Raw genomic sequence first — 15,211 nt, 5'->3', positions numbered from 1 at the left:
CGACGCTCACGCGCCGCCCCGGTTCACTGAGTAAAACTCCGTCGCTTGAAAAAACCTAGGCCGCGACCTCTTCGTCCGCGTCGTCGGAGGCGTCCGACTCTTCCTCTTCCTCTTCTTCCTCTTCCTCAGCGTCCGGCGCCTCGGCCTTCACGCTGTCGTCGTCATCTTCTTCGTCTTCGTCGTCTTCCTCATCGTCATCCGAGAGGGTGGCGGCTTTGTCGTCTTCAGCGCCTTCCTCGACCGTCGCTTCGCTTTCGTCGTCGTCACTGTCCTCGTCCGACAGGTCGGCAGCTTCGACTGCAGTGGTGGCGGCCTGGTCGAGGGTCGTTTCGGAAGCCGACTCAAGCGTCTCGGCAGGCGTTTCTTCTGTCACTTCGATCTCGCGAGCGGAATTCATGGAAGCCTCCGTGGGTTTGGGGAACATGCTCCTTGTGCCACGCAGAGATCATCGTCATATGGCTGTAAGCCGGCTCGAATCGGCTATTGGAACAAATTATTTCCAAGCCTCAGCCGGCGATCTTCGAGAAATCCGCGACCTGGTCAGTCGCTGCCCGGATGCGCGCCAGCAGTGCCAGACGGTTGGCTCGAACGGCCTGATCCTCATCATTCACGAGAACGCGTTCAAAGAATGAATCAACCGGTTCGCGCAACGCGCTAAGCGCCAGCATGGCGGCGGAAAAGTCTTCATTGTGTATCGCTTGGCCGGCTTCCTTCTCGGCCTGATTCACCGCCGCAAACAGCGTTTTCTCGGCATCTTCCCGGAATAGAGCCGGCTCGACATGGTCGGCAACCGTCGTTTTCTTCTTCTCCTCAGCGGCCAGAATGTTGGCCGCACGCTTGGTGCCGGCGAGCAGGTTCTTGCCGTCCTCGGTGTCGAGAAACGAGCCGAGCGCTTGGACGCGGCGAACGATTTGAAGCAGGTCGTCGTTTTGCGATTGGCCAATCTCCCCCCTTGAGGGGGAGATGCCCGGCAGGGCAGAGGGGGGCGCCTGGCGCCGAGATGTCGGCGGGACAGCGCCCCCCTCTGTCGGCTTCGCCGACATCTCCCCCACAGGGGGGGAGATCGGCGCGCTTCCGCCACCCGCCAGCACAGCATCGATTAGATCATGGCGAGCGCCTTGATCGCGGAGATAGACCTTCAGACGATCATGGAAGAAGGAGAGGAGGTCGGCAATTATTTCAGCCGCAGAATGGTCTGGGAGTTCTACGCCACGTACCTCCGAGGACAACAAACCTGCTCGCTCACTGAGCAGATCATCGGCCGATCCAACGCCGGTAGTGAAATCCCCCCCGTCATCCGCTCGCCAGACCACCGAAAAACGATCACCGCCATTGTAGGTAAGTCCGAACAGTGCGTTAAGAAACTGGCGCTGGACCGGTAGCCTAACCTCATTCTCAACCAAAATCCTTACCACCCCGAGCGCAGCCCTCCGCAACGCATAGGGATCCTTCGACCCCGTGGGCTTTTCGTCGATCGCCCAGAAGCCGACCAGCGTGTCGAGCTTGTCGGCGAGCGCGACGGCCACCGACACTGGATCTGTGGGCACGCGGTCTGACGGTCCCTGAGGCTTGTAGTGCTCCTCAATTCCCGCGGCGACCGAAGAATGCTCACCTTGCAGCAGCGCATATTTGCGGCCCATGGCGCCCTGCAGTTCCGGGAACTCGCCGACCACCTCGGTGGTGAGGTCGGCCTTGGCCAGGACGGCAGCACGCTCGGCGCGCTCGCGGAGATATTTCTGTTCGACGTTCGGATCGTCGGCTGACAGAAGCTTGCCATCGAAGAAATTCGGCTGCTTCGACAACGTGTCAGCGATCTCGCCAGCCAGCCTCTTGATCCGCTCAACCCGCTCACCCTGCGTGCCCAGCTTGGCGTGGAAGGTGACGCCGAGATGGTCGAGGCGGGCCATGCGCTGGTCGAGCGGCTTTTTGAGATCGAGCCCGAACTTTTCCGCCGATGCCTGTAACTGGTCGAGGTCAGGCAGGTCGCCCTGGTCGGTCTTCCAGAAGTAGAGCGCGTCGGACAGGCGGGCGCGCACCACCTTGCCGTTGCCGTAGGCGATCTCCTTGCCGCCGTCCTTGGCCTCGATGTTGGCGGTCAGGATGAAGCGGTTGGAAAGGGGCGATTGGCCATTCTCCCCCCTTGAGGGGGAGATGCCCGGCAGGGCAGAGGGGGGTGCCTCGCGCCCAGAGGTCGGCGGGACAGCGCCCCCCTCTGTCGGCTTCGCCGACATCTCCCCCTCAAGGGGGGAGATCAGGCGCGTCGTCACGAAACACTTCTGGTTGGCCCGGATGGTCAGCCGGATCACCTCGGCCGGAATGGCGAGAAAGTCTTGCTCGAATTCGCCCATCAGCACGACAGGCCATTCGACCAGGCCTGACACTTCCTCGAGCAGGCCCTCGTCTTCGACCAGGTCGAGCCCGTTGGCGAAAGCGAGATTCCTGGCGTCGGAAAGGATGATCTGCTTGCGCCGGTCGGCATCGAGCACGACCTTGGCTGCCTCCAGCTTTGCGGCATAGTCGTCGAAGCGGCGCACGGTGATCGCGCCCGGCGCATGAAAACGGTGGCCGTAGGTGAGGTTACCCGAGCGGAGGCCGTCGATCTCGAAATCGACCACCACCGGCTCTTCGGTCTCCGGGCCGAAGGTGCAGAGGATGGATTGCAGCGGCCGCACCCAGCGCAACGATCCGGGTTTCGCCGAGGCAGGCCCCCAGCGCATCGATTTCGGCCATGGAAAGCCGCGGATGATGCCCGGCACCAGCTCGGCGATGATTTCTTCTGCCGCCCTGCCCGGCTTCGCAATATGGGCGACATAGAAATCGCCCTTCTTCGGGTCGGCATGGACATGCGCCTCGGCGATCGAGGAAAGACCGGCCTTGCGCAGAAAACCCTGGACCGCCTGTTCGGGCGCCTTGGTCGAGGGGCCCTTGATCTCCTCGCTGATGTCCTTCGAGCGCGCGGTCACGCCGCGAATGTCGAGCGCCAACCGGCGCGGCGTCCAATATTCGCGCGCCGCCTCATAGGTCAGCCCGGCCTCGACCAGACCGTCAGTCAGCATCTTCCGCAAGTCGCCTGCCGCCTTGCGCTGCATGCGCGCGGGGATTTCCTCGGAGCGAAGTTCAAGCAATAAATCCGGCATTAGAGTTTCCCTCCCCGCATGCCTTTTCCTTTTTTGCACGTCCTCGCGCCTGCGGCGCTGCGGGCGTGCGGCTGCGCGGGGATTTCCTCGGAGCGAATTTCTAGGAGCAGGTCGGGCATAGGGTCAGCTCATGCGGGAGAACGGTCGGGCGGGGCATAGCAACTCGGCTGGCCGCTGTCACCCTTCCCTGCAAGATCGCGGCCTCTGCCAGCGATTTCCAAAAATATTCCGCTGCCTGTCGGGCCGAAGCGGGATCGTCCGTCCTTGGGTCAAAGATTTTCATGAACCTAACGCAGCGCTGAAGCGACCCACGCTCAGGCAGAGAACTATTGGCTGAACGACCATGAAGACGGCATCGACATTCCTACAGATCCTCGCGCTCAGCGCCTGTTTCACAGCGCAGGCTCATGGCACGTTCACGATGCCTGGCGTCAGGCAAGCGCTGCGGACAATGGCTGGTTCCAGCGGCCAAGGCGTATTGCCAATCAGCGCTTCGGTCGAAATCGCAAATAGCCTTTGGAGCTAAGCCGCCAGCCCGCCAGCCTGCGTCAGCAAAAACGCTTCGCCACAGGCTTTCGCCAGATTGCGCACCCGCAGGATATAGCTCTGCCGCTCGGTGACGGAAATCACGCCACGCGCGTCGAGCAGGTTGAAGACGTGGCTGGCCTTGATGCACTGGTCGTAGGCGGGAAACACCATCCGGTGCATCGCCAGATTGTCGTTCGAAGCTGGCGCGCCGGCATCGAGCAGCGCCTTGCACTCGGCTTCGGCGTCCTCGAAATGCCGAAGCAGCATGGCCGTGTTGGCGAATTCGAAATTGTGGCGCGAATATTCCTGCTCGGCCTGCAGGAAGACGTCGCCATAGGTCACCTTGTCGGCGCCCTCGCGGCCGTTGAAGTTGAGGTCGTAGACATTGTCGACGCCCTGCACATACATGGCCAGCCGCTCCAGCCCGTAGGTAAGCTCGCCCGCCACCGGCGCGCATTCGATGCCGCAGACCTGTTGGAAATAGGTGAACTGCGACACTTCCATGCCGTCGCACCAGCACTCCCAGCCCAGTCCCCAGGCGCCGAGCGTCGGGCTTTCCCAGTCGTCCTCGACGAAGCGGATGTCATGCAGAAGCGGATCGACGCCGATGGCCGCCAGCGAGCCGAGATAAAGCTCCTGCAGATTGGGCGGGTTCGGCTTCAGGATCACCTGGTATTGGTAATAGTGCTGCAGCCGGTTCGGATTCTCGCCGTAGCGCCCGTCCTTGGGCCGGCGCGAAGGCTGCACATAGGCGGCGTTCCAGCGCTTTGGCCCCAACGCCCGCAACGTCGTCGCCGGATGGAATGTGCCGGCGCCGACTTCCATGTCATAGGGCTGGAGAACGACGCAGCCATAGTCCGCCCAGTAGTTATGCAAGGTTAGGATCAGCCCCTGGAACGAGCGGCTGGGATGCATATGGGCTGGGATATCAACGGTCACGGCGGCCTCGACGGAGCGGCGGAATGCGGTTGGATCAGGCCGCATGATCTTGTCCGAAAGTCTGCAACTTTTTGCTGCGCTGACCTTCGGTTCGGGATCAGGCTCTAGAGCGCCACCCGGCAAGCGTCAAGGCGGAAGGGTCAGCCCTTCGGCGCGGGCGCCGGTTCGGGCTTGACCTTCGGGGTTTCCTGCGCCGTGTTGGATTCGATCGGCGGCAGGCCCTTCAGCAGTTTCTGCTGCAAGGCGGCGAGCACGTCGGGATCCGGCTTCAGGTCGCGGGCCTGGTTCCACTGGAAGGTGGCTTCCAGCCTGCGGCCGACCCGCCAATAGGCATCGCCGAGGTGATCGTTCAGCACCGGATCTTCCGGCTTCAGCGACACGGCACGCTCCATTTCGCGAACAGCGTCATCAAACCTGCCCAGGCGGAAATAGGCCCAGCCCAGCGAATCGACGATGTAGCCGTCGCTCGGCCTGAGGTCGACGGCCTTCTGGATCATCTCAAGGCCTTCCTTGAGGTTCATGTTCTTGTCCACCCAGGAATAGCCGAGATAGTTCAGAACCTGCGGTTGGTCGGGGAACAATTCCAGCGCCTTGCGGAAATTCGGCTCGGCTTTCGGCCACTCCTTCAGCCGCTCATAGGCGATGCCGCGCTGGTAGAAAATGTTCCAGTCGGCGCGGGTCGGGGCCTTCAGCGCCGCCACCGCCTTGTCAAAGAGATCGGCCGCGGAGCGGAAGTCCTCCTTCGAGGCATAGACGCCACCGAGCGCCTGATATGTGCGCATGTCGTTGGGATGCGCTTCGACGAGGGCTTTCAGATGGGAGATGGCCTCGTCATGGCGGTCGAGATCGGCAAGGTTGAGGCCGAGCTGCAGTTCCGAAAGCTCCTTCAGTGGCGAACTGGCCGGGATGCGGCGATAGAAGGCGATAGCGCCCTCGCCGTCCTTCAACTGCTCGGAAACGGCGGCGAGTTGGACAAGGGCCGCGTCGCTGTCGGGCTTCAGCGCCAGGGCATATTGCAGATAGAGGCGGACGAACGGCTCGCCGCCGCCGCGATTGAGCGCGGTGGCGAGATCGAGCAGAATTTCCGAGGCGCCGTCGGACGGGCCGGCAACGAAGGGTTCGATCTTCTCGCCCTTGGTGATCTTGTCGCGAAGCGCTGATATCTCCACCTTGCCGGATGCAAATGCCTCGGCCTGATCAAGCACGGACAGCGCCTTGTCCTTGTCGCCCTTGCGGGCGAGGAAAGAGGCATAGGCCTGCGCATTGCGCATCCAGGTTTCGGGTGCGGCGCTACCGGTCGCGGTGTCCTGGAGGGTCGCGGCGTAAATCGCATCCGCCTCTTCGGGCAAGCCAGATGCGTCCGCAATCAGCGCGCGATGGAAGGATTTGAAGAGGCCGAACCAGTCCGGACCCTGCAGCTTGTCGATGGAGGCCATGGCCTCGCTGGCGTCGCCGGCGCCCTGCTTGGCCCAACCGGTCATAACGCCGGAGATCAGCCGGTCGAGGTCGGATTCAAGCGAAAGCTTGAGCCAGTATTCTGCCTTGGTGAAATCCTTCTTGTGAAAGGAACCGACGGCCAGCGCCAGGCGCGAGAACCGCTCGACGTCGGGAACCGCCTTGAGCTTGTCGGCATAGACCAGGGATTCTTCGAAGCGCCCTTGAGCGATCAGCGACAGCATCAGGCTTTGCTGCAACGAGGTATCGTCGGGTGCGAAGGCAAGCGCCTGCTTGTAGTAAGCGATGGCGTTGTCGAGATCATTGTCGCCTTCGGCGACCCGCGCGGCCAGATATGCTCCCGAGAAGGATGTGATCTTGACCGGCTCGGTGGTCTCTTTGGCCAGGGCTGGCAGACCGGAGATCGCCATGCCCGTCACAATTGCCAGCCGTGTCAGCCAGCGCGCACATCCTTGCCGCATCGTATCCCTTTCAGCCAAAGCCATGCCCGCGTCAGCGGGATCGCCGTAGACTCGATCTTTTCCAGGCAAAGCATGGCCTTTTTGGGGTCACGCTTCAACCCGGCCCGAATTCACAATCGAGTCATGCGATTAGCAAAGCATGCGGAACGGCGCGCAACTGCGACCATCGACCGCGCTTTGCCGGCCTGGCGGGCTGCCGGCTTACCCTGCTGCGGCACCGGCAACCCGATGCCGTAAGCGATCCGTAAGCGGCGGGCGTCGAAAGTTTACGCAACGGAATGATGCGTGGAACCGTGCAGATGGATGCCGTTGCTTCGCCCAGGAAGATGCCGATGCTGGAAATGCCGCAGGACGAGCAGGCCTTCGCCATTGTCGATCTAATCTACGAAGCGGCGTTCGCGGACGAGCTGTGGCCGGAGGTATTGGGAGCGGCAAGCGCGATCTCCCGCTCGGCAAGCGGGGCGATCTTTGTATTCAGCGATCAGTCGCCGGTCCGCGCCATCACCGAAGCGCATGTCCAGCCCTTGCTCGATGAATTCATGGCGGGGGATAGCTGGAAGTTTTCCGAAAGCGTGCAGCGCATGTGCAGCACACAGCCAGCAAGCTTTGTGCGGGTCGATGATTTCATGACCGGCGAGGAGATCGAGCGCGACCCCGTCCGCAAAAGCGCAACGGCATTTGGCGCTGGATCGCATGTATGCACATCCGTCCCAATGCCTGGCGGAGAGTTCGTGCTTTTTGTCTTCCAGCGCTGGCTAAAGGACGGGATCTACGATCAGGCCGCGATCGATCGGCTGGACGAACTGCGCCCTCACCTCGCGAGAGCTGGCGTTATTGCCGGGCGCCTGGGTCTGGAACGGGCAAAGACCGCCGTATCGACGCTGCGCGAAATTGGACTGCCGGCCGCTGTCATGAGCGGGTCGGGCCGCGTGCTGACGGCCAATCCGCTCCTCGAAGACATGGCCCACGTTTTCCTCCCCACGGCCCATGGCGGCATCGCGCTTGCCGATGAACCGGCAAACGCGCTTTTCCAGCAGGCCATCGCGCAGAACCGGGATAACCGCATCGTGCGGTCCATCCCTGTTCCGGGCACGAAGGGGCGGCCCGCGCTAGTTGTCCACCTGCTGCCGTTGCGCCGCGCCGCGCATGATATCTTTTCGGGTGCGGATATTCTCGTTTCGGCAACCGAGGTCAGCCTCTGCGCGACTGTTCCGTCGCCCCATATCTTTTCAGGCCTGTTCGACCTGACGCCGGCCGAGGCCCGGCTCGCCGTCGCGCTTGCCGCCGGCCGTTCGGTGCACGAAGCGGCCATCGAAATCGGCATCGCCGTCAAGTCGGCCCGCACCTATCTCGAACGAATCTTTCGGAAAACCGGAACTAGCCGCCAGAGCCAGCTCGTGGCGCTGCTGAAGAGCGCGTGGTCGTTTTCATGATCTCGACAGCACCCAGTTTCGAAGTTGCTTGAGGATCTGCTGGCCGGGAAATTCCGTGCTGATTTCGCCCCCACGCTTGATAAAACTCAGGATTCTTGGACAAGTCTTGCGTCCAGCGACTGCATCGCCACGGTGATCAGAGCGTGCAGCCGCTCTTTCGGCACACCGTCGCGCGCCTGCACCGAGAGACCAAACAAGAGCGTGGTGTAGTAATCGCCCAAGGCCTCCGGGTCCGTGTCCGGTTTGAGTTCCCCGTCCCGAACGCCCTTTCTCAGGCGCTCGACAATCAGCGCATTGCGCGCTCGGCGACGCTCGGCCAGCCAATAAAGCACGCGATCGTTCTCGGCGGCGCAGTTGGTCGCGGCTGAGACAACCATGCAGCCCTGCGGCAGACCCGGCCTCGTATAGATTTCGATTGCATCACGCAGCAATCGCTCGACAAACCGCCGAGCGGTTGGCTCCTCGGCAAGCGCGCGGGTGGCGAAGCTTCCTTCTTTGGTCTCGTAGAGAACGACCGCTTCCCGAAACAGGTCCTCCTTCGAGCCGAAGGCGGCATAGATGCGCGGCGAGGCCAGACCAAGCACCGACACGAGATCGGCCATCGAGGTGCCCTCATAGCCGCGCGTCCAGAAGGCGTCGCGGGCCTTCTCCAGCGCCTGATCCCGATCGAATTCCCTTGGCCTTCCTGCCATCGCGACCTCCATTTTTTATCAATCAACAAATAATCCGCTTGACTTCGGAATGCAAACTCAATTCTTTGTCGATCGATAAAGAACTAACATGGAGATTTGACATGAGCTCACTCGATCAAGGCGCGCCGTTCGGCGCCGCGGCAGCAGGGGGGATCGGCGCGAAGCGCGGTGCCACGCTGGCATTGCTTGCCTTCGCCCAGCTCATCATCGCACTCGACCTCAACATCGTCTTCGTGGCGCTGCCGGAAATCGGCGCGGGGTTGGGCTTTTCGGGCCAGACCCTGCAATGGGTGGTCAGCGCCTACACCGTGTTCACCGGTGGCTTCCTGCTGTTCGGCGGCCGGGCTGCCGACCTGATCGGCCAGCGCCGTGTTTTCATCTTCGCGCTTTGGCTCTATGCGCTTTCGTCCCTGGTCGGCGGCCTCGCCTGGTCGCCGGAAGTGATCATCGCGGCCCGTGCGGTGCAAGGCATCGGCGCCGCCTTCCTGTTCCCGGCCACGCTGTCGCTGATCAATCGGCTGTTTGCCGAGGGGCCGGAACGCAATCGGGCGCTCGCGGTCTGGGGCGGCGCCGGAGCGAGCGGCCTCACGCTCGGCTCGCTGGCGGGAGGCCTTCTCACCAGCGCCTTCGGCTGGCCCTCGGTCTTCTATGTCAACGTGCTCTTGGCCGGGGTCGCCATCATCGCGGCCTTCGCCATCATTCCGCGGGACCGCAAGCGGCATGAGCACCGCAGCTTCGATCTGCCGGGCGCGCTGACCGTCACCACCGGCGCGACGCTGCTTGTCTTCACGCTGGTTCAGGGCCCCGAATATGGCTGGGGGTCGACTGCGATCATCGTCAGCGCCGCACTGGCGGCACTCTTCCTGATCGCCTTCGCGGTGATAGAGGCGAAGAGCGCCGATCCGCTGATGCCGCTGCGCCTGTTCCACAACCGCAGCCTGGTCGCCGGCATGACAATCACCTTCCTCTTCATGGGGACTTTCGGCGCCCTGCCCTACTTCCTCACCGTGCTGCTGCAGAACGTGCATGGCTTCACCGCCTTGCAGGCCGGCCTTGCGTTCCTGGTGCCATCGGTCGCCATCGCGGTCGGCACGCAATTCGGTGAACGCCTGGCAACGCGTTTTTCGACACGCGCCACGCTGGTCGGCGGCATGGTCATTGGCGCGATCGGGACGGCCTTGATGGTATCAGGCGCATCCGCAGACAGCAGCTATCTATCCCTCGTGCCCGGCCTGATCATCTCCGGCGTCGGACAAGGCATCGTCTGGACCGCCATGTGGATCGCCGCCGCCTCGGGTGTTTCCCACGACGAACAGGGCGTCGCGTCGGGAATGGCCTCCACCATGCTCAATGTCGGCAACGCGATCGGCATGGCGGTGTTGATCGCGATCGCCAACCGCCATGTCGGCGGATTGGCCGGCGATGCCTTGAAGATCGCTGTTGCCGACGGCATCCAGGTCGCCTTCTGGCTCGCTGCGGCAGGCATCGCCGTCAGCCTGCTCGCCGCAATGGTGCTTCCGGGGAAACCAAGATGAGGAGCGGCGCCTCTCAGTTCACCCGGCTGATGCAGAAATCGATGACGTCGATCAGCGCCGATTTCTGCGGCGTCGCTTCGAGCGGCGCCAGCGCGTCGCGGGCAATCTCGCCGAAATGGCCGGCGCGTCCAATGGTGTCGGCGATTGCCCCGTGACGGGTCATCAATCCGATCGCCTTTTCCAACCCGGCGTCGTCGATGACATTGTCCTCGATGGCGCGCTTCCAGAAGGTGCGTTCGGCCTTGGTGCCGCGCCGGTAAGCGAGGATCACCGGTAGCGTCACCTTACCCTCGCGGAAGTCGTCGCCGACATTCTTGCCCAGATCCTTGCTGGTGCCGCCATAATCCAGCGCATCGTCGATCAGCTGGAAGGCAAGGCCGAGATTCATGCCATAGGAGCGCAGTGCCGCGCGATCGTTTCGCGTCGCCTGGGCGATGACCGGACCAACCTCGGCGGCGGCCGAGAACAGGGCCGCCGTCTTGGCCTTGATCACGGCGAAATGCTCATCCTCGGTGGTTTCGAGGTTCTTGGCGGCAGCGAGCTGCATCACCTCGCCCTCGGCAATGATCGAGGCAGCACTCGACAGGATATCGAGCGCTTCCAGCGAGCCGACATCGACCATCATGCGGAAAGCCTGGCCAAGCAGGAAATCGCCGACCAGCACGCTTGCCTGGTTGCCCCAGATCATGCGGGCGGTCTTCTTGCCGCGCCGCATGCCGCTCTCGTCGACGACGTCGTCGTGGAGGAGCGTGGCCGTGTGCATGAACTCGACCGATGTGGCGAGCTTGACGTGACCCTCGCCGGAATAGCCGAACATCTGGGCGGAGGCGAGCGTCAGCATCGGCCTCAGCCGCTTGCCGCCCGAAGAGATCAGGTGGTTGGCAATCTCCGGGATCATCTCGACGTCGGAACCGGCCTTCGACAGGATCAATTTGTTAACGCGCCCCATATCGGCCGCCGTAAGGTCGATGAGATCCTTGATCGAGGCGGCTTCCCGCTTCCCGTTTTCGATGTTGAGAACGACACCCACCACAAACACTCCCGTCTATAAGTCACGCGCACGACGGCACCCTGATCCCGCCACAGACTCTAGGGCGGTACCCACAGGCACGGCAAGAGGCGATTTGGCGCGGTCGAGATGGCGACGGGAGCCACCCACATTTACATAAACGCTGCAACCTGCGAGTTTCGTCCGATGATAGAGCTTATCCGCACCAACGATGCCGTGATCATCTCCTTTGTCGAATCGCTGATGCGCGATGCCGGCATCGGCTGTTTCGTCGCCGACCAGAACATGAGCGTGCTCGACGGCTCGATCGGCATCCTGCCCCGGCGCATCATGGTCGAAGCCGATCAGGCCGATGCGGCGCGGCGCATCCTGACGGATGCCGGCATCGCCAACGAGATCCGCCAGAAATAATGTCCGCGGCGCGCGCCACCCTTGTCCAGGATACGCCGGCCCATACGGTCGATGCCTTCCATCGCGGACGGTTCTGGCTGGTTCAGCCGAAACAGGCCGGCCATCGCGCCGGCATGGACGCCATGATGCTGGCGGCTGCCGTGCCGTCCTCCTTCGCCGGCCGCCTTGCCGATTTCGGCGCGGGTGCTGGCGCCGCAGGCCTGGCGGTGCTGTCGCGCTGTCCTGATGCCAAGGCCGTGCTCATCGAACGGTCTCCGGAAATGGCGGCGTTCGCTGCAACGACGCTTGCCCACCCCGGCAATGCGCATCTCAACGACCGCGCCTCGGTGCTCGCCGCAGACGTCGCGCTGTCGGGCCAAGCGCGAACAGCCGCCGGGCTTGCCGACAATTCCTTCGATTTCGTCATCATGAACCCGCCCTTCAATGCCGCCGAGGATCGCGCCACGCCCGACCCGCTCAGAAGGGCAGCACATGTGACGGAGGACGGGCTGTTCGACAGCTGGATCCGAAGTGCGGCTGCTGTGGTCAGGCCGCGCGGCGGTCTTGCCGTGATTGCCAGGCCCGATCAGCTCGGCGCCATCCTCGATGCGATATCAGGCCGCTTCGGCGATGCCGAGATGCTGGCCGTCCACCCTCGCCCCGAGGCGGCGGCGATCCGCATCGTCGTCAGGGCGATACTCGGGGCACGCGGAAAACTGTCGATCCGCCCGCCGCTGATGCTGCATGCGCAATCGGGCGACGGCCCAACGGAGCGGACCGAGATGATCAACAACGGACTGGCTTCGCTGTTCGGCGACTGACCTACAGCGCCGCCCGTCCTTCCGGACGAGCCAGGAGCGCTGTAGCACTTTTGATTTGCGCATGATCCTTTCCTAAAATCGATTCCGATTTTAGGAAAGGATCATGCGGCTAGCCGGTCGGCGTCGCGGCATTGCCGTTGGCCGGCGAATCCCTACATGCCTTCAGGCCAATTGACCGGAGATCCCGTGAAACGCTTTCTCAACCGCCTGCTGCCGAAATCCTGGCGCTCCGACATCGTCGTCATTCCCGTCATCCGGCTGCACGGCACCATCATGGCCGGCGGCGGCCAGTTCCGGCCGAGTCTTTCGCTCGCGTCCACCGCCGGCCCTATCGAGAAGGCGTTTTCCTTCGAAGCCCCCGCGGTCGCCATTTCGATCAATTCGCCGGGCGGCTCGCCGGTGCAATCGCGGCTGATCTTCAAACGTATCCGCGACCTGGCGGCCGAAAAGAACAAAAAGGTTCTGGTCTTCGTCGAGGACGTGGCGGCGTCGGGCGGCTACATGATCGCGGTCGCCGGCGACGAGATCTTTGCCGATCCGTCCTCCATCGTCGGTTCGATCGGCGTGGTGTCGGCTTCGTTCGGCTTTCCCGAGCTGATGAAGAAGATCGGCATCGAGCGCCGCGTCCATACCGCCGGCCAAAACAAGGCGGTGCTCGATCCGTTCAAGCCCGAGAAAAAGGAAGACATCGAGCGGCTGAAGGCGCTGCAGCTCGATGTCCACGAAACCTTCATCGACCTCGTCAAGGACCGGCGCGGCACCAAGCTCAAGGACGACCCGGACCTGTTCACTGGTCTATTCTGGACCGGCAAGAAGGGGCTGGAGCTCGGCCTTGTCGACGCGCTCGGCGACATGCGCAGCGTGCTGAAGACCCGTTTCGGGCCAAAAACCCAGCTCAAGCTGATCACGGCGCCACGCGGCCTGTTCGGCCGGTTCGGCTGGTTCGGCTCAAGCAAGGGGGGCTTTTCAGCGCCCGATATCGCCGCTGCTGCCGCAAGCGGCATGATCGATGCGGCGGAAGAGCGCGCGCTGTGGGCTCGCTTCGGGCTTTGAAAAACCGGTAAAAGCGTTTAACTTAAGAGCTTGACCGACCCGACCGGCCGCCGCAGCCGGCCTTGCGAGGAAGGAGTTTGACATGCCACAGATCATTTTCTTCATCGCAGTCGGCGTCCTCGCCTATTTCGGCTATCGCTCCTTCGTCAGGGAAGCCGAGCGCGTGACGGCCAAGATACGGCGCACCGAAAAGCAGGCTACCAACGGCTCAATGGGCACGCTGGTCAAGGACCCGAAGACCGGCGAATACCGTCTGGCCAAGGACTGACATCATCCCGCTCGCGACCGACACAGTGGATTCCGGCATCACCGTCCGGGCATTGCATGCGCATGCCAAGATAAATCTCGCGCTGCACGTCACCGGCAGGCGCGCCGACGGCTATCACATGATCGAGACCCTGGCGGTGTTCACGCGCTTCGGCGACAGGGTCGAGATCGAGCTCGCCGACAGCGACGGGTTTTCCGTCTCGGGCCGATACGCCTCCGCGGTCCCGATCGACGACAGCAACCTGGTCGTGAAAGCGCGCGACGCGCTGCGGAAGCGGGCCGGTCTCCAACATGCGCTGCCGGTCGCCATCAGGCTCGAAAAGAACCTGCCGGTCGCATCCGGCGTCGGCGGCGGCTCGAGCGACGCCGCAACGGTGCTGCGCGGGCTGGCTGAGACGTGGAGACTGGACCTCGACGAAGCCGAACTGGCGCGGATCGGCCTCTCGCTGGGCGCCGACGTTCCCATGTGCCTTACGGCAAAACCGCTGATCGCGCGCGGTGTTGGTGACGAGCTGTCGGCCGTGCCGGGCTTTCCCGCACTCGGGCTGGTCCTCGTCAATCCCGGCATCGCCGTCTCCACGGCCGAGGTGTTCAACGCGCTTTCCCATCGCGACAATGAGGGATTGCCGCCGCTGCCGCGCAGCCTCGACTTCCACAGCATCCGCAATTGGATGGAGATCACGCGCAACGATCTCGAGCCCGCTGCACGGGCGATCCAACCCGCCATCGGCAAGGCGCTTTCTGTGCTCAACAAGGCCGGAGCGGGGTTCGCCCGGATGTCCGGTTCCGGCGCGACCTGCTTCGGGCTGTTCGAGACCGGCAATGTGGCCAAGCGCGCGGCCGTCGACATTCGCAGCCGCCATCCCGACTGGTTCGTCGCCGCAACGCGAAGCATGACATCGGAGGCTGACGCACATGGTCAGGATTGACGAGAGCCGCTCCTTCATTCCCGTGCGCATCGCGGTGCTGACCGTTTCCGATACCCGCGGCCTCGCCGACGACAAATCCGGCCAGACGCTGGCCGACCGCATCGTGGAGGCCGGCCATGTCCTGGCCGACCGCGACATCGTCACCGACGACCGCCAGAAAATTCGCGACAAGGTTCTGGGCTGGTCGAAGGATGAAGCGATTGATGTCGTCATCACCACCGGCGGCACCGGCTTTACCGGCCGCGACGTGACGCCGGAGGCGCTGGAGCCGATCTTCGAAAAGCGCATGGACGGCTTTTCCGAAGTGTTCCACCGCATTTCCTACGACAAGATCGGCACTTCGACGATCCAGAGCCGTGCCACCGGCGGCGTCGTCAACGCGACCTTCGTCTTCGTGCTACCGGGTTCGCCCGGCGCCTGCAAGGACGCCTGGGACGGCATTTTGAAGCCGCAGCTCGACTACCGGCACATGCCCTGCAACTTCGTCGAGATCATGCCGCGCCTGGACGAACATCTGCGGCGCGGCGGCACCAAGACAAGTTAGGCCAAGTTCCGGAAAGGC

The 15,211-nt window shown here is 63.1% G+C and carries 14 protein-coding genes; 8 read left to right on the top strand and 6 right to left on the bottom strand.

The genetic code is table 11. The features are described from left to right. Window positions 1–55: 55 nt before the first annotated feature. From RPG13_RS13160 to RPG13_RS13145, 4 genes are all read right to left on the bottom strand, one after another. Entirely contained in the window at window positions 56–397 is a 342-nt protein-coding gene (locus RPG13_RS13160; RefSeq protein ID WP_337125199.1) for an ATPase (modular protein), read from the bottom strand. A 109-nt stretch (window positions 398–506) separates the two neighbouring features. Beyond that, entirely contained in the window at window positions 507–3,137 is a 2,631-nt protein-coding gene (locus RPG13_RS13155) for a glycine--tRNA ligase subunit beta (RefSeq protein WP_337125198.1), read from the bottom strand. Window positions 3,138–3,659: 522 nt separating this feature from the next. Continuing rightward, window positions 3,660–4,649 (bottom strand): glycine--tRNA ligase subunit alpha, encoded by a 990-nt coding sequence (locus tag RPG13_RS13150; RefSeq protein ID WP_337125197.1) that lies wholly within the window; start codon window positions 4,647–4,649, stop codon window positions 3,660–3,662. 95 nt (window positions 4,650–4,744) lie between these two features. Beyond that, window positions 4,745–6,520 carry a tetratricopeptide repeat protein gene (locus RPG13_RS13145; RefSeq protein ID WP_292503119.1) on the bottom strand — a complete coding sequence of 592 codons (1,776 nt, stop codon included), beginning with the start codon at window positions 6,518–6,520 and terminating at the stop codon, window positions 4,745–4,747. Between the two features lie 299 nt (window positions 6,521–6,819). Here RPG13_RS13145 and RPG13_RS13140 point away from each other — a divergent pair, with 299 nt between their 5' ends. Next, window positions 6,820–7,953: a helix-turn-helix transcriptional regulator gene (locus RPG13_RS13140; protein WP_337125196.1), complete on the top strand. Its 1,134-nt coding sequence runs from the start codon at window positions 6,820–6,822 to the stop codon at window positions 7,951–7,953. Window positions 7,954–8,039: 86 nt separating this feature from the next. Here RPG13_RS13140 and RPG13_RS13135 read toward each other — a convergent pair whose 3' ends face one another. Then, on the bottom strand, window positions 8,040–8,645 hold the full coding sequence (locus RPG13_RS13135) for a TetR/AcrR family transcriptional regulator (RefSeq protein ID WP_337125194.1): 606 nt from the start codon (window positions 8,643–8,645) through the stop codon (window positions 8,040–8,042). Window positions 8,646–8,746: 101 nt separating this feature from the next. Between RPG13_RS13135 and RPG13_RS13130 the strand changes: the two genes are divergently transcribed. Continuing rightward, window positions 8,747–10,180, top strand: a complete 1,434-nt coding sequence (locus RPG13_RS13130; protein ID WP_292673894.1) for an MFS transporter — start codon at window positions 8,747–8,749, stop codon at window positions 10,178–10,180. Between the two features lie 13 nt (window positions 10,181–10,193). Here RPG13_RS13130 and RPG13_RS13125 read toward each other — a convergent pair whose 3' ends face one another. Further along, window positions 10,194–11,210 carry a polyprenyl synthetase family protein gene (locus RPG13_RS13125; RefSeq protein ID WP_095484027.1) on the bottom strand — a complete coding sequence of 339 codons (1,017 nt, stop codon included), beginning with the start codon at window positions 11,208–11,210 and terminating at the stop codon, window positions 10,194–10,196. A 165-nt stretch (window positions 11,211–11,375) separates the two neighbouring features. On the opposite strand from RPG13_RS13125, the gene RPG13_RS13120 reads away from it, so the two are divergent. The 6 genes from RPG13_RS13120 (at window position 11,376) to moaB (ending at window position 15,193) form a co-directional block, all read left to right on the top strand. Next, complete coding sequence (locus RPG13_RS13120; RefSeq protein WP_095483967.1) at window positions 11,376–11,600, top strand: putative signal transducing protein; 225 nt, start codon at window positions 11,376–11,378, stop codon at window positions 11,598–11,600. Next, window positions 11,600–12,400 carry a tRNA1(Val) (adenine(37)-N6)-methyltransferase gene (locus RPG13_RS13115; RefSeq protein WP_095483966.1) on the top strand — a complete coding sequence of 267 codons (801 nt, stop codon included), beginning with the start codon at window positions 11,600–11,602 and terminating at the stop codon, window positions 12,398–12,400. Before RPG13_RS13120 ends, RPG13_RS13115 begins: the two co-directional genes overlap by 1 nt. 186 nt (window positions 12,401–12,586) lie before the next feature. Next, window positions 12,587–13,453 (top strand): S49 family peptidase, encoded by an 867-nt coding sequence (locus tag RPG13_RS13110; protein WP_292503111.1) that lies wholly within the window; start codon window positions 12,587–12,589, stop codon window positions 13,451–13,453. An 82-nt stretch (window positions 13,454–13,535) separates the two neighbouring features. Beyond that, window positions 13,536–13,721 (top strand): hypothetical protein, encoded by a 186-nt coding sequence (locus RPG13_RS13105; protein ID WP_095483965.1) that lies wholly within the window; start codon window positions 13,536–13,538, stop codon window positions 13,719–13,721. A 25-nt stretch (window positions 13,722–13,746) separates the two neighbouring features. After that, window positions 13,747–14,649, top strand: a complete 903-nt coding sequence (locus RPG13_RS13100; RefSeq protein WP_337125192.1) for a 4-(cytidine 5'-diphospho)-2-C-methyl-D-erythritol kinase — start codon at window positions 13,747–13,749, stop codon at window positions 14,647–14,649. After that, window positions 14,636–15,193 carry a molybdenum cofactor biosynthesis protein B gene (moaB, locus tag RPG13_RS13095; protein ID WP_126103284.1) on the top strand — a complete coding sequence of 186 codons (558 nt, stop codon included), beginning with the start codon at window positions 14,636–14,638 and terminating at the stop codon, window positions 15,191–15,193. Before RPG13_RS13100 ends, moaB begins: the two co-directional genes overlap by 14 nt. Window positions 15,194–15,211: the final 18 nt, after the last annotated feature.

The organism is Mesorhizobium sp. ISC15, assembly GCF_037162615.1.
GTDB lineage: Bacteria > Pseudomonadota > Alphaproteobacteria > Rhizobiales > Rhizobiaceae > Mesorhizobium > Mesorhizobium mediterraneum.
Note: the sequence above shows the minus strand (reverse complement) of the source record. Positions and strands in the feature narration are given on the sequence as shown.

What these genes read in the sequence shown, in the direction of transcription:
- RPG13_RS13150 (WP_337125197.1), bottom strand. Translation starts at nt 4,649, where the DNA reads ATGCGGCCTGATCCAACCGCATTCCGCCGCTCCGTCGAGGCCGCCGTG.
- RPG13_RS13140 (WP_337125196.1), top strand. Translation starts at nt 6,820, where the DNA reads ATGGATGCCGTTGCTTCGCCCAGGAAGATGCCGATGCTGGAAATGCCG.
- RPG13_RS13155 (WP_337125198.1), bottom strand. Translation starts at nt 3,137, where the DNA reads ATGCCGGATTTATTGCTTGAACTTCGCTCCGAGGAAATCCCCGCGCGC.
- RPG13_RS13135 (WP_337125194.1), bottom strand. Translation starts at nt 8,645, where the DNA reads ATGGCAGGAAGGCCAAGGGAATTCGATCGGGATCAGGCGCTGGAGAAG.
- RPG13_RS13145 (WP_292503119.1), bottom strand. Translation starts at nt 6,520, where the DNA reads ATGCGGCAAGGATGTGCGCGCTGGCTGACACGGCTGGCAATTGTGACG.
- RPG13_RS13120 (WP_095483967.1), top strand. Translation starts at nt 11,376, where the DNA reads ATGATAGAGCTTATCCGCACCAACGATGCCGTGATCATCTCCTTTGTC.
- RPG13_RS13115 (WP_095483966.1), top strand. Translation starts at nt 11,600, where the DNA reads ATGTCCGCGGCGCGCGCCACCCTTGTCCAGGATACGCCGGCCCATACG.
- RPG13_RS13160 (WP_337125199.1), bottom strand. Translation starts at nt 397, where the DNA reads ATGAATTCCGCTCGCGAGATCGAAGTGACAGAAGAAACGCCTGCCGAG.
- RPG13_RS13105 (WP_095483965.1), top strand. Translation starts at nt 13,536, where the DNA reads ATGCCACAGATCATTTTCTTCATCGCAGTCGGCGTCCTCGCCTATTTC.
- RPG13_RS13130 (WP_292673894.1), top strand. Translation starts at nt 8,747, where the DNA reads ATGAGCTCACTCGATCAAGGCGCGCCGTTCGGCGCCGCGGCAGCAGGG.
- moaB (WP_126103284.1), top strand. Translation starts at nt 14,636, where the DNA reads ATGGTCAGGATTGACGAGAGCCGCTCCTTCATTCCCGTGCGCATCGCG.